Origin of the sequence: Clostridium saccharoperbutylacetonicum N1-4(HMT), from assembly GCF_000340885.1 — a bacterium.
Taxonomy (GTDB): Bacteria; Bacillota; Clostridia; order Clostridiales; family Clostridiaceae; genus Clostridium; species Clostridium saccharoperbutylacetonicum.
In genome coordinates, this window is sequence record NC_020291.1 from 4,543,246 (window position 1) to 4,557,727 (window position 14,482).

A 14,482-nucleotide genomic window follows, 5' to 3' on the forward strand; every position below is an offset into this window, starting at 1 on the left:
TAAATTATGAATACTTCATTATTAATATTCTGCAAATATATTCTTTATTTCTCCGTAGTCTTTAGTTTTAGTTAAAGCTAAAGAAAGTAGAATTCTTGCTTTTGGAGGAGATAAGGTATAGCTAGGTATACAATTATTATATTTATCCATAGCATCATCTTCTAATATTATTCCGCTGCCTATTCTCGAAGATCTTACAACTGGAATACCTTTTAATTCAAGGCTTTCTATAGCTTGAAGCCATTTAGTACTAAAAGTTCCACTTCCTGCACCAGCAATTACAATACCTTCTGAACTTTGTGAAAAATACTTAAGAATTGAAGGATCAGCATCTATATTAAAATATGCTATAGACACCTTAGGTAATTGATTTAATTTTGAAATATCAAATTGCGAATCAATTGTATGTGGTTTAATAGACTTATTAAAAAAATAAGGGATATTATCTCTCATATATCCAAGACATCCAAATTCTATTGAGCTAAAAGCATTTGTTTTAAAGGTATTTACCTTTTGTACATTTCGCCCACTATAAATTCCATCTGAAAAAACAACCATGCAGCCTTGCTCTATAGATAAATCACTTGCTGCTAAAGCAACTGATTGATATAAATTTAAAGGTCCATCAGCGCTTGTGGCAGTTGAAGGTCTCATAGCCCCAGTCAGAACTACTGGCTTACTTGTTTTAACTGTCAAATCTAAAAAATATGCTGTTTCTTCTAAGGTATCTGTTCCATGGGTTATTACAAACCCATCTATATCTTCTTGTTTTGAAAGTTCATTTATTTTATTTGCTAGCGTTAACCAATGATTCACAGTTATATCATTACTATCAACGTTGGCAATTTGCTCACCATATATGTTTGCAATTTTATCAAGATTTGAAACACTGCTGATCAAAGTTTGTATATCTAAATTACCAGCCTGATAATTCGTTGTTTTTCCTTCTTCACCAGTACCAGCAATTGTTCCTCCTGTAGCTAAGATGACAATATTTTTAAGTTCAGAATTTTTTTGATTAATTAACAATTTATTTTCCCCCTCTAACTTATTCACTTTTACTTATTACTTATTATCCAATTAACACAACTATCAATTGTCAATTAATGATGAAAGCTCCAAAAAGAAAGGTTTATTCTCACTTTTGAGTCATTCACTTTTTCAGAATTTCTTACATTAATGTGTATCCGATTAATTAACCTTATATATCTTATATATTAACATATTTAAAAAGATTTATGATATATATATGCACAATTGTCATTATCAAATATCAATCTATTTTAATTCACAATTTATTATCGAACACTGACAACTGATTGCTGTACACTGATCATTAACAATTGCTCCCGTATATTAACAAAGCATTGTCTCAATTTATGAAATTGAAACAATGCTTTGTTTATAAACTTTAATTATTGATTAATTACTTTATCTAAGAATTCTTTACATCTTTCACTTGTTGGGGCTGTAAAGATTTCTTCTGGATCTCCTTCTTCCATTATATAACCTTGATCCATGAAGATTACTCTATCAGATACCTCTTTAGCAAAGTTCATTTCATGAGTTACAACTACCATTGTCATTCCTTCTTGAGCCAAGTCCTTCATAACCTTTAGAACTTCACCAACCATTTCAGGATCCAAAGCTGAAGTTGGTTCATCAAATAGCATTATTTTAGGATTCATTGTAAGTGCTCTAGCAATAGCAACTCTTTGTTTTTGTCCTCCTGATAATGTATCTGGATAAACATCCTTTTTATCTTTTAATCCAACTTTGTCTAATAAGCCAATAGCTTTTTCAGTAGCTTCTGCTTTGCTCATCTTTTTCAATTCTAATGGTGCAAGCAACATATTTTCAAGAACAGTTAAATGAGGGAAAAGATTAAAGGATTGAAACACCATTCCTATTTCTTCTCTTAATTTATTTATGTTCTTATTATTAACAAGTTCTTGTCCTAATATCGTAATGTTTCCAGCTTGAATTTCTTCTAAAGCATTTAAGCATCTTAAGAAAGTACTCTTTCCTGAACCTGATGGCCCTATTATGCAAAGAACTTCTCCTTCTGTTATATCCACTGATATATCTTTAAGAACTTCATTATGTCCATAACGTTTCTTTATATTTTTAGCGCTTATTACCATAGCTTGATCTCCTTTCTATATGATTTGAGATTAAAGACAATGCTGTAATTATTATAAAGTACATACAAGCTAAAATTGCATACATTTCAAATGCCATATAGTTTCTAGCAATTATAATTTTTCCGCTTTCAGTAAGTTCCCTTACACTTATTACTGTTAAAATTGAAGTATCCTTTAAAGTAACAATAAATTGATTCAATATTGATGGAATCATAATTTTAATTGCTTGTGGTAAAATTACTTTTCTCATAGCTTTTGAATAACTAAGCCCAAGACATCTTGCAGCTTCCATTTGACCTTTATCTACAGCTTGAATTCCACCTCTGAAGATTTCAGCCATATAAGCTGATGCATTAGCTGTAAGAGTTATTATACCTGCAACGATTGGATCAAATTGAATGTCAAGAGCTTGTCCAATACCAAAGTATAAGAATAACGCTTGTAACATAAGTGGAGTCCCACGTATTACATATATATATATTGTAGCTATTCCTTTTAATATCTTTGAAGTACTTATAGAGAATATTCCTAATATAATCCCTAAAATTACTGCTAATATCAATGAAATTACTGCAAGTTCTATCGTTACTGAAAGTCCACTAAGCAAACTTGGTAAACTATCTATAAACAATTGAAAAATATTCATGTTCCATTCTCCTTACTATTTTCCTATATATTGTCCAACTATTTGGTCATATTTTCCGTTTTCCTTTAATTTCTTAAGTCCTTCGTTGAATTTCTTTAATAAATCTGCATTTTGACCTTTTTTAACTGCAAATCCATAATCAACAGTATCTAATTTGTCTCCAACAATTTTTAATTTAGCGTTGCTGTCAACTTTAATCTTGTATGCAATAACTGGATAATCTTCTAATAAGAAATCAGAATTTTTATTTTCAACAGCTTGGAACATTGATGGAGAATCATCATAATAATTTAATTTTAAACCACTTGCTTTTTCGTGTTCTTCAGCATACTTTGCTCCTGCAGTACCTTTCTTAACTGAAGCACTTTTTCCATTTAAATCCTCTGCTGATTTAATTGAAGTGTTATCTTTATTTACAACTACTGATAATCCTGATACGAAATAACCATCCGAGAAATCTAATACTTTCTTTCTATCATCTGTTATAGTCATTGCAGCTATAGCTCCATCTATTTGGCCAGCTGTAACACCCGGAATTATTCCATCAAAATCCATTGGTTTTAAATCATACTCAAATTTTTCTTCTTTTGCAATTGCATCTAATAATTCTACATCTATCCCTTTATACTTAGCGTTTTCTTCAAATGAAAACGGCGCAAACTTAGAATCACATGCAATTATATACTTTTTATTTCCTCCATCTGCTTTTGTATCACCTTTTGATGCACCACAACCTGCAAATATTCCTATTGACATAACTGATGCTAATAAAATTCCTACTAATGCTCTTTTATTCATTTTTACTGCCCCTTTGCAATTTATTAAATTAAACTAAAATTTAAATTTATTGTATATATATGTTCCAATTAAAATATTCAATTATCAATATTAGTCACAAAACTCTACAACAAATTTTTTCGCCTTTATCTGAAACTTATTATATAGTTTAATTCAAAAACTGTCAACACAGCACATTCTATCTTTTACCATTTTCATTTCACGATCATGCATTCAAGCCTTGCAATATACTTATTTATCTTGTTAATTATGGTTTTATTAAATGTTTTAATTTTATTAATTAGATTTTAAATTATGAATCAACTTGCATTCTTTCCTTCATTTTCACAAATTCTTGCAATCTAGTAAAATATACTTATTTATTCAATCAAAGTACTATTAAACAGCAAGGAGCTACAAATTAGAAATTTTGCTTTCCTAAAATTATAGCTCCTTATGAATAATTTTATTCAAAGCTGAATTTGATAAAATTACTTTTCAAACTCAACAATGACTACTTTCCTATATATTGGCCAACAATTTTATCATATTCCCCATTTTCTTTTAATTTCTTAAGACCTTCATTAAATTTCTTTAATAAATCAGCATTTCCACCTTTTTTAACTGCAAAACCATAATCAACATTTGTTAATTTATCTCCAGCGATTTTTAATTTTGAATTAGGATCAACTTTAATTTTATATGCAATTACTGGATAATCTTCTAATAAGAAATCACAATTTTTGTTTTCAACAGCTTGGAACATTGATGGAGAATCATCAAAATAATTTAATGTTATTCCAGCTTTCTTTTCATTATCTTCAGCATATTTAGCTCCTGCTGTTCCTTTTTTAATAGATGCCTTTTTTCCATTTAAATCACTAGCACCTTTGATTGCAGTGTCATCTTTGTTAACAACCAGTGATAATCCTGATACAAAATATCCATCTGAAAAATCTAATACTTTCTTTCTTTCATCAGTTATACTCATACCAGCTATTGCTCCATCTAATTGACCAGCTGTAATACCTGGAATTATTCCATCAAAATCCATTGGCTTTAAGTCATATTCAAATTTTTCTTCTTTTGCAATTGCAGCTAACAATTCAACATCTATTCCTTTATATTTTCCACTTTCTTCAAAAGAAAACGGAGCATATTTTGAATCACATGCAATTACATACTTCTTATTTGCATCATCACTTTTAGCTGTATCATTTTTTGCGGCCCCACAGCCCGACATTATACCAATTGACATTACTGATGCTAGTAAAATTCCTACTAAAGATTTTTTATTCATTATATTTCCCCCTTAAATGATTTAAAATTACAAAATCTAATTTGACCTTGTTATTATAATATTTATTTTTTATAAAATATATATTGCAATTATCAATGTTCAATTAATGTTGATTTCCTTTGGAAATCTTTAATTTTTGAACAATTCTTTATTACAACATATATACATAACTCATTTATATATACATTGTTAGCTTAAATAATAATTTTATGATTTCTAGCTGTACTAAAAGTTTTCCTAAATCTTTTAATTACTATACCATTTCTCTTTCATTTGCATAAACTCTTGCTTGAAATTGTGCTATATGCTCATTTATTAATTCTTCTGACTTTTTGATATCCCTTTCAAGTAATGCTTGTGCAATTTTTATATGTTCTTTTTTTTCATCTAAAAACTCCAATTGTTTGCAATCAATCATAAGAATTCTAGATAGATTTTCCATAATACCTTCACACATATCAATCAATAATGAATTATGAGCGGCACGAACAATGGACATATGAAATATATTATTCAATTCATTGAATTCTGAAACCTTGCTGTTTTGTGATGCTTCAGGAAATTTCATAGCCAAATCTAATATATCTTCAAGTTCTGAATCACTTGCTGTCTTAATAGCTAAACTCACAGCTGCTTTTTCGAAAATAGCTCGCATTTGGAAAGATTCTCTCATACTCTTTTTAGTAACTGGCTTTACCAAATATCCCTTCCTTGGTAAAGACTTCAGATACCCTTGAATTTCAAGTGCACCCAATGCGTCCCTCACTGGTGTCTTGCTCACATTATATTTCTCAGCCAATTCAGCTAATGTAAGAAAATCTCCATCTTTTATTTTTAAATTTAAAATGTCTAATTTAATTTGCTTATATATTTCTTTAGCATATGATTGGTCAGCTTGACACAGAATTATCTCCCCCTTACTGAAATCCCACTGATATATCAGCAATAATAAATAAAAAAAGACAATAAAGCACCTATATAAATAAATGCTCCATTGCCTTCATTGAACTTATTATATTTCAGCAAAATACCTTTTGTCAAGTTTTTATTTTAATTTACTTTTATTTAATTATCAATATTCTGTAAATATCATTTTATCTTCATATATTCCACAATAAGTTCATCTAAATCCTGACTCACCATCAATATTTCATCTTCTCTTCCAATTTTGTCTTCAAGTCCACATAAATGATTCAAATTCTCTCTCAATTCATCAATTTTGTTTTCTAAAAGTAATAACTTATCATCACTTATTTCAATAAAATCATCTTCTATTTCTATATTAATATTTTTTATCTCATCTTGATAAAAAACATTAAACAATTCTATCAACTCAGCTTTAACTGTCATATTATCATTATTACATTCAAATATTTTATCCTTTTTCCCAATGCTTTTTAACATCTCAACAACATAAGTATCCTCATTAATTTTAATAGGAATTGCAAGTACAGCAATTGGTTTGTTACAATTACTTTCTATTTTAGCAACCACAACATCTTCACTATATGCCCTATACGAAATACAATTATTGCAACGCTCTCCCTTCAAATAATCATAGCAATTCCCCTCGAGCTTAGATATTTCAGGACCTTTAACACATACGACTGCTTTATTTGCTGGTTCAACTATTCTAATAGCATCGTACATACTTTCTATTACATCTAATCTTTTTAAGACATCTTCATATAATCTTGGCATAGCCTCACCCCTCTAAAGTACTATTAATTCCATAATATCACTTTTCATTATATTTTTCATCATATTAGCCTCGACTACTTTCACCAATTAATACTATAATTTATCACTTTCAAGGGGATCTAAAACAATAAATTTTGATTTCATATTACCAGTCCCAAATTAATTATTTTTCGTCTTCGATGAATTCCTTACTATATCAATAATCTCATTAAAATCTTTTATATAGTAATCCGCAAATTTTCTTATTGAATTATAATCTTCTCTGTCATTTTCTAATAAATAGTCTGTAAGTATAGTCTTCATACCCAGCTTTTTTGCACCTTCTAATTCATTAGAACCACCATCTCCAATAAAAATACATTTATACGGAGTAGTATTCATCTTCTTTAATGCAATTTCGTATATTTCACTTTGAGGCTTTAGACATCCCACTTCATATGAAAATATTCTCTCATCAAATAAATTACTTAATGACGATTCATTCCAATACATTACATCAATTATATCTGCATTGCTAATTAAGCATAGCTTCTTCCCGATCTTCTTTATCTCTAAAAGAGTATTTAGAACTTTACTATCTATATCAATTAATGCTTTTTTAAATCTATTTTCTCTTAACTCCAAAATTTCATTTACTTGATTTTCACTAACCTTCATTCCAATTTTTCCAACAATACTCTCAATTATTTTTTGCGGATTCATTTCTTTTCCAGTTGCTCTCTCTAAATATAAGCTTTCATCTTCTGCATACTTTTCCCATTCTTCTTTTGTTATTCCTAATACATCATTTTCATTTCTAAACTCATTATATCGTGGTATTATTAATGTAAAGAATAAGTCAAAAAATACAACTTCCACACCATTACTAATATTCATTAAACCACTCATTTCTTTAAAATCTATATGTGACTATGTTAATATTTAAAGTAAAAAACTTTCAAATATATTTATAGTAAAAATACAGCTTCAGACAACTTAACCTATATTAATTTTCATAACTTTTTATATATTAAGTATGAGATAATTCTGGAAACATAAATTGATTATTTTTAAGCAGCATTTTATCTTCTCCAAGAACAAATAGAGTATCTTCACCTACTAATGGTATTTCTATATAAGAACTTGTATCTTTTGGCGTAAAATAAAGTTTTACTTTTTTTATATTTTCATCTGTGAAATATCTAAGTACTAAATCTATAGATACTTCTTTTTCACAAAAAATATCTAATATTTCCATTGTATCTTCAACAAAGTTTGCAATTACAACAGCATCATGATCTTTGATATAATAAATATTATTACTCATAAACATAGTACAATAAAACATAATTAATTCTGCATTACCACACATATAAATTTTAGAAAATGGTGTTATTATATTTGCTTTATTATAAACCAAAGTTCTATCACCTTCATCTGACATATTCAGTTTTTGTGCAACTCCAAGTTTACCATTATTACTTATTAATTTTGCGCATTGATATTGTTTAACTTCAGAAAAACCAAATCTTTGATAGAAATTAAGTACAGAATTATTAGCAAATAAATAAAGTAAATCGCCTTTGTCCTTCCAATCTAGAATAACTCTATCCATAATTGCTCTAAGAAGTCCTTGCTTTCTATAATTCACATCAGTCATAACAGTTCCTAATTGAATATACCGTTTGATTTTACCAAAAATCTCAAGATCCATTATATTAACAGACACATTTGAAACAACATCATCTCCATCCATAAGTGAATAAGGTATATATTGCTTTTTCCAATATCCATCTTGGTACCATTTTTCAAAATTAAAGCCAAAGTTTTTTTCAGTTAAAGTATTAAAACTGTTTCTATATTTATCATCATTACCATTTCCTATAACTAATTTATATTCTTTATTATTAATATTTATATATTCCACGACTTTATCTCCTTCTAACATATAAAACGCTTTTTTTATTCTCAATGTCAAATGTTTCTCTATATAGATATCCAATTTAAAAATCAAACTTATAGATGGAATATACATTCATCACTGAGAAATTATAATCGTAACACTCTAGTAGAAATCAGATACATTTTTCTGGAAGCAGGCATGTGAAATTGAGCTGTTGAAGGTTGTTAATGGGGGCTTGTTTCATTTTCAGCTTGTCCAAATTTTACATTTGGAACACGCTTAAATGACGGCAAGCCGCCATTTAGAACCTTCCAGTGAAAATTTCATTAGTCCTGTGGAAGATAAATGTATCTGATTTCGGTAATTGTTACATAAGTCTAATTCTCGCTTTGGATATCTTTATTAATCTTTATTTAATTTCATTCAAATTCAGTTTAATTGTATAATTTCCCTTTTCTCCATTAACTTTTGAATAATCAAGCGAAAAATAAAGATTATCTTTGATATTATTTATTTCATCTTCACTAAAAAGTTTTTCTGAACTTATACTTCCCACACCTTTATTCAATAAGAACTCATCCGAAAAGAATGTCCCTTTAATATCACCCTGAGATTCCACTGAATTATGTAGAACTATCTTATCATTATTTTCTCGCTCTTTTAAATAGATTTTTTCCGAATATGCTTTTATCTTATCATTCCTGCTGCCTATATATAATATTTCACCACCACCGACCATATGCCTATTTGTTGAAATAACGATAATTCCATTAGTTATTTTAATATCATTATTTTCTCCTGCAAAAGAATACACTTTTAGAACTTGGTTATCCATTTTAGTTTTATAAAATACAGTTGCACTAATAAATACTATATTTGAAACAATTAATAAAATAAAAATCAAAATTGTAAGCTGTTTTTTCATTCTTTAACAATCTCCTATTTAGTTCTCACTATGTTTTACTGCTAAGATATAATGAAAAGAAATAATAAATGGAAGTATACAAAGGATTCCTACCAGCATTTGCATTGGAAATGTGTAATAAATCATTTTATGATAATAAGCATTAATAGATAAAATCGATAATACATAACCTAAAATTGTAAATATACAAATCTTTTTCATGTGAATACGCTTTATAACAAAACCTAATATGATTCCAATCAAACTAATAATAGCTAGTATATAAATCTCTAAAATTGTATTATGCCACAAGGATACTCTTGCTGATAACTGATTTAAATCATGCAAAAAAGACATATACAAAAATATAATTATACTCATTAATAAATTCCCTATAAATAGATTCAATTTGCTAATAAAAATTGATATTAGTTTAAAATTATTCTTTATGCTAACCACACCTTTCTCACTTCATATAATTAAATATCTATTTACTACTAGTTTCTTGATAAAAATTACAAATTAGATTTAACTGGCAATACATAAACAATAAGGGCTGATGAAGGACCAACAAATAAGCTATTAATCAATAATTGATATTCCTTTGCAATATTTAAATTATCGGTAATTGAATACCCCACAATACCAAATATGATAGCAATCATAAATAAAGCAATTCTTCTGCTTGTTCTACCAATTAATAATTCTTCTAAATTCAATTTTGTATATATAAAATAAAATATCATATAAGATGCCACATATGCAGCTAACCCTACAACATAATAAATTTTCATATGAATCCTCCTCAATAATTTACTATTAAACATAATTTTATAATCAGCCTATCTTATTTACCTTTACGAAACTATAAGTATAATTGAAATTATTGAACATGCAAAAATAAATATGCTTGCTCCTATAGATACAATATAATCCTTTTTCTTGTTTAATTTTAAAGAATTAATTCCCAGTACCAATTGTTGTAAACCTAATAAAATCATTAGAATTGGCATACCTAACTTTAACTCATGGTTTAGCATACTAAATATTGCTGTTAAAATAATTATTATTACTATTGATATATTTAATATCTTAAATTTATTATTATAATACATAATTTTCACCTCATAAATTATTAACTCATTGACCTTTTCACTAAGTATACTACTATTCAATTAAAAATCTCCAAAATTATCCTACAAGTTTTAATACAGTTTGTATTGCCTGATCATCAGAAATATTGTCAGTCCTTTGCGCAGGTACATTTATATCTGGTTCTGTTTTATATTCAAAATCACAACTTCCATCCAAAGTTAATCCCATATCATTTGAAAATCTAAAAAGATATCCACTATTTGGAAGCGAACATATTTCTGGCTCGTAACCAATACCATCTCCACTTGTTTTTTCTCCAACTAATGTAGCAAAGCCTGTATTTTTGCAAAAATTAGCAAATTGATCTGTTGCAGAAAAATCATTATGGTCAATAAGTAGATAGATTTTGCCGTTAAATCCATTGGAGTCATGTGGTTCAATTTCATATGAAGATACATAATAATATTTAAAATCTTTTTTCAATTCTGGAGGCAAATTTTTAAGATTTTCCTTATCAATATCTGCAATTGGTTTAAGACCATCATAAATAGGATTAGTTAATTTATCACCAAACGAATACTTTTCTTTAAGAAATGGCTCGCTAAATTTTCCACCTCTGAATGCCATATAGAATTTATATTCCATTGGTTTATTAATAAGCATTTGAACCATATCTATCCAAAAAGTTTCAGTTCCTCCAGTATTACCTCGTATATCAATTATAAGAGCCTTATGGTTTTTAATACTTTCAAGATATGGTTCAATTATTTTCATATCTTCATCTAGATATTTATCAAAAAATGAGTGTATATATACATAAGCAACTTTTCCATTTTCTATATCCATTGTTTTAACAGTATTATTATTTGAATTTCCTGCTGGAATATTTGAAGTTTCTTTTCCTTTCATAGAAGAATACCGTTCAATAGTTTTTGGTTTATTTACTTCTTCTACCCATCTTCCTTTACTATCAGAATACTTTTCATAATCTCTTTTAAGCAATAGATAAAAATCTTTATCTACCATTGCTACATGATCATTATTAATATCTGATAATATTACATTTAAGGTATTAAAAAAACTTTCATCATTAGGTGTTGCTTTTATTCTACTAATATAATCATCCTTTTTTGATAACCAATCTACACCTTTTTGTCTTTTGCTTATTTCAAAAAAAGGATAATTTTCCTTAAGTATTGTATACATATATTCAAAATCTTCTAATTTCTCTTTTTCCGTCAATTGTTTATCATTGACATTGCTACTTGAAGGTTTGTCCTTATTTATAGCACATCCAGTAATCATAAATATAATAACAAATAGCAAAATAACTTTTTTCCTTCTTTTCATAAGCTTACCCTCCTAGTTTAAAACTATGTTCTACTTATAATTAATTAGCATCACCTTAAAAACCACTAACTAAAACTTTCATCTTTGCCTCGAATCAATTTAGTAAACCTAATTATTTTAATTTAAAATAATAGAATTAAGAACAACGTCTTAATCCTACATTATCAATAATATGTTCATTATTTAGCCCAAATCTTCTACTACTATCTTTGAATTAGGATTTGGTTTAGGCAAATTTTTTGCTTCTATTTGTTTTTTACTATCTGGTACTAATGATTTTGAATAATCATTCTTAATTGTTGGTTCTAAAACTGTTGAATCATTGCTTTTTGTTGATGGTTGAGACTTATCATTTGCAATGTTTTCTTTACTATCTTGAGAATAAGTTTGTTCAGCTGATGTAGTGACTGCGTCTAACTTATTTTCAATTTTATTATTGATATTATTTAAATTAATAAATGTTAAAGTAATACAAGTAATAGCAATTGTTAATCCAATACCTATTCCATAATACTTTAATTTCATATCAATTGCCCCCTTCTAATTTTGTTTATACTACTAATCCATTATTATACCAATATAAATAAATTATAACATAATTTACTAATACATCATTCAACATTATTAAAATATTTTTTACTCTATACAAATATGTATATGATCTTTTAAATCCAAGAGGATCATAAAGCTTAGCAGCCTTTTCATTTAAATTCATTTCCCGAAGTAGTAACTATTCTTCTAATTTATCAATATATTCTTTGGCTTCTACTAATCCATTTCCAGTAGCAATTCTATACTTTTTAATTGCTTCAATTTTATTACCTTTTGAAATTAATTCTCTTAACTCAACATTTAAATCATTGAGTTCTTTTTCAGACAATTGTATTTTAATCGGTTTTTTAGCTATATAAGAAAACAAATATGAACTTGCAAAAATAATATACAAACTTCCAAATACATATTTTTTATCAATTAAATTCAATATACCTAGCACCAAAAAACAAATGCATACAAAAAAATATAATAGTTTTGATTTCAAGTTATCCCCTCCTAATTTCAAACTTAAAAAACTTTACCTAATATCCTCTATTTTTAAGTTCATTTATAACTTTTGTTATTTTACCACTATCAGAAATATTAATAGGTATACTATAATCAGCCTTATTTACTCTATTTAAAACAAATTTATTATCTTCAATTTTATAACCAGATATTTTATTCAACGATATAAAAAAAGGTATTGTCATAAATGATACTCCTTTTTCTCCTATAAAAGTTGTCGAAGTAATGGCATTAAGTATCATTATTATTCCAATAAACATCAGACTATGATTTGCGATTCTTATTGGCTGATGATCAATGAATTTCTCCAGATATATAAAATAACCCTCTAGCAATAAGAATATTATTCCAAAAATCATTCCAGATATAAACGAACCTTTAGAGGTCCCAATACTCATCAAAATATTTCCAACCTTATTTTTTCTGTATATAAAAATTATTAAGTTTATTATTATCACAGCACTAAAAATAGAATAAGCTATATAATCCAAGTTCAACAGCTCCTTTTTGTAAACTAATATATATTTTGTATAGTTGTACCCCTCAAGACAGTGCTTAAATAAACATGGTTTTCTGTATTTAAATAAAGCTTTTTATATTTAAATATTTTTAAATTTATTACAATATTCAAATATAAGAATTAATAAAGTAACAATATAACAATTTATAGGAAACATGCTGATTTGAAACCAATTTATTCAAAGTCAACTATTCTTTTACACTTAATATTTTACCACATTTTTGTAGTTTTTATCTAAATCAGTAAGTCTATTTTTTATAATATTTATTTCTTCCAAATTAAAAGGAACAAGTTTAATTCACAACTTGTTCCTTTAGTTTTACTTATTTAACTCTTTATGGCCTTTTTATTAACTATTCTTCGTTAATTTGAGCCACTTATTATAATTTTTTTATATTCTTCAAGTAACGGAAATCTATCTTCTATTGCTATATTAATAATTTCATTTACAGGATAGTTAATTCTTCTATTTATCAAATTAACATTATTTTTATCAAATTCTAAAATCCCATAAGATATTCTATTATCACCATCAAGAGAATTTCCTACACTTCCTACATTAAATATCTTTCTTCCCTCAACTTCACCAATAAAAGAAGTATGTGAATGTCCACTCAAAATAACTTGTTCTTTTACACCTTCTATCGCCTGTTTAATTTCTTCTTCTGGAACACTACCATCTATTGCTTCAGATATTGATTTAGGCGTTCCATGAACACAAAGCAGATTAATTCCATTTATATTAATAGAAGCTTCTAATGGTAATTCTTTAAGAAATACCATTTGCTCTTCCTTTAAATTTGCCTTTGCATATTTATAATACAAATCTAAATCTTCCTCTCTTCTTGTTCTCGGCATCCAAACATCAGTAATTTCTTCTAGCCATAAATCCGTATTTCCTTTAATCCATGCTATAATTTCAAGTTCATTGTCTTTTAACAATTCAATAGATTCAGAAGGCATAGGACCTTTCATAACTATAACTCCTAAAATAATAATCTTTTTAACACCTAATTTTTTCAAATCACTTATAGTATATTGTAACGCTACTCCATTACCATGAACATCAGACAAAACTGCTACTTTCATAAAATCACTCCA

18 protein-coding genes are annotated in these 14,482 nt (G+C 27.3%); all 18 read right to left on the reverse strand.

What is annotated here, in order from left to right; all coding sequences use genetic code 11:
- Positions 1-21: 21 nt before the first annotated feature.
- The 18 genes from CSPA_RS20325 to CSPA_RS20405 all read right to left on the reverse strand — a co-directional run bounded on the left by CSPA_RS20325 (position 22) and on the right by CSPA_RS20405 (position 14,470).
- Complete coding sequence (locus CSPA_RS20325) at positions 22-1,029, reverse strand: asparaginase (protein ID WP_015394249.1); 1,008 nt, start codon at positions 1,027-1,029, stop codon at positions 22-24.
- 386 nt (positions 1,030-1,415) lie between these two features.
- Positions 1,416-2,144, reverse strand: a complete 729-nt coding sequence (locus CSPA_RS20330; protein WP_015394250.1) for an amino acid ABC transporter ATP-binding protein — start codon at positions 2,142-2,144, stop codon at positions 1,416-1,418.
- Positions 2,128-2,790 carry an amino acid ABC transporter permease gene (locus CSPA_RS29420; RefSeq protein WP_015394251.1) on the reverse strand — a complete coding sequence of 221 codons (663 nt, stop codon included), beginning with the start codon at positions 2,788-2,790 and terminating at the stop codon, positions 2,128-2,130. The genes CSPA_RS20330 and CSPA_RS29420 overlap by 17 nt, the downstream gene beginning before the upstream one ends.
- Before the next feature lie 15 nt (positions 2,791-2,805).
- Positions 2,806-3,588 (reverse strand): transporter substrate-binding domain-containing protein, encoded by a 783-nt coding sequence (locus tag CSPA_RS29425; protein ID WP_015394252.1) that lies wholly within the window; start codon positions 3,586-3,588, stop codon positions 2,806-2,808.
- Between the two features lie 493 nt (positions 3,589-4,081).
- Positions 4,082-4,867 carry a transporter substrate-binding domain-containing protein gene (locus tag CSPA_RS20345; protein ID WP_015394253.1) on the reverse strand — a complete coding sequence of 262 codons (786 nt, stop codon included), beginning with the start codon at positions 4,865-4,867 and terminating at the stop codon, positions 4,082-4,084.
- A 253-nt stretch (positions 4,868-5,120) separates the two neighbouring features.
- Positions 5,121-5,813, reverse strand: a complete 693-nt coding sequence (locus CSPA_RS20350) for a GntR family transcriptional regulator (RefSeq protein WP_015394254.1) — start codon at positions 5,811-5,813, stop codon at positions 5,121-5,123.
- 143 nt (positions 5,814-5,956) lie between these two features.
- Positions 5,957-6,568: an aspartyl-phosphate phosphatase Spo0E family protein gene (locus CSPA_RS20355; protein ID WP_015394255.1), complete on the reverse strand. Its 612-nt coding sequence runs from the start codon at positions 6,566-6,568 to the stop codon at positions 5,957-5,959.
- A 159-nt stretch (positions 6,569-6,727) separates the two neighbouring features.
- Complete coding sequence (locus CSPA_RS20360; RefSeq protein ID WP_015394256.1) at positions 6,728-7,444, reverse strand: HAD family hydrolase; 717 nt, start codon at positions 7,442-7,444, stop codon at positions 6,728-6,730.
- A 133-nt stretch (positions 7,445-7,577) separates the two neighbouring features.
- Positions 7,578-8,474, reverse strand: coding sequence for a GNAT family N-acetyltransferase (locus tag CSPA_RS20365; protein ID WP_015394257.1), 897 nt, complete (start codon positions 8,472-8,474; stop codon positions 7,578-7,580).
- Between the two features lie 385 nt (positions 8,475-8,859).
- A complete protein-coding gene (locus tag CSPA_RS20370) occupies positions 8,860-9,375 on the reverse strand; it encodes a hypothetical protein (RefSeq protein WP_015394258.1) in 516 nt (171 codons plus the stop codon).
- Positions 9,376-9,869: 494 nt separating this feature from the next.
- Positions 9,870-10,148, reverse strand: a complete 279-nt coding sequence (locus CSPA_RS20375) for a hypothetical protein (protein ID WP_015394260.1) — start codon at positions 10,146-10,148, stop codon at positions 9,870-9,872.
- A gap of 63 nt (positions 10,149-10,211) precedes the next feature.
- Positions 10,212-10,529: a hypothetical protein gene (locus CSPA_RS20380; protein WP_015394261.1), complete on the reverse strand. Its 318-nt coding sequence runs from the start codon at positions 10,527-10,529 to the stop codon at positions 10,212-10,214.
- Positions 10,530-10,545: 16 nt separating this feature from the next.
- Positions 10,546-11,799, reverse strand: coding sequence for a S41 family peptidase (locus CSPA_RS20385; RefSeq protein WP_015394262.1), 1,254 nt, complete (start codon positions 11,797-11,799; stop codon positions 10,546-10,548).
- A gap of 183 nt (positions 11,800-11,982) precedes the next feature.
- Positions 11,983-12,324 carry a hypothetical protein gene (locus CSPA_RS20390; protein WP_015394263.1) on the reverse strand — a complete coding sequence of 114 codons (342 nt, stop codon included), beginning with the start codon at positions 12,322-12,324 and terminating at the stop codon, positions 11,983-11,985.
- A 25-nt stretch (positions 12,325-12,349) separates the two neighbouring features.
- The gene (locus CSPA_RS30315; protein WP_015394264.1) at positions 12,350-12,514 is read right to left on the reverse strand and encodes a hypothetical protein; all 165 of its coding nucleotides are present in this window, start codon (positions 12,512-12,514) and stop codon (positions 12,350-12,352) included.
- A 15-nt stretch (positions 12,515-12,529) separates the two neighbouring features.
- Entirely contained in the window at positions 12,530-12,838 is a 309-nt protein-coding gene (locus CSPA_RS20395; RefSeq protein WP_015394265.1) for a hypothetical protein, read from the reverse strand.
- A gap of 37 nt (positions 12,839-12,875) precedes the next feature.
- Positions 12,876-13,352 (reverse strand): hypothetical protein, encoded by a 477-nt coding sequence (locus tag CSPA_RS20400; RefSeq protein ID WP_015394266.1) that lies wholly within the window; start codon positions 13,350-13,352, stop codon positions 12,876-12,878.
- 392 nt (positions 13,353-13,744) lie between these two features.
- Positions 13,745-14,470 (reverse strand): metallophosphoesterase family protein, encoded by a 726-nt coding sequence (locus CSPA_RS20405; RefSeq protein ID WP_015394267.1) that lies wholly within the window; start codon positions 14,468-14,470, stop codon positions 13,745-13,747.
- Between the last annotated feature and the right edge of the window lie 12 nt (positions 14,471-14,482).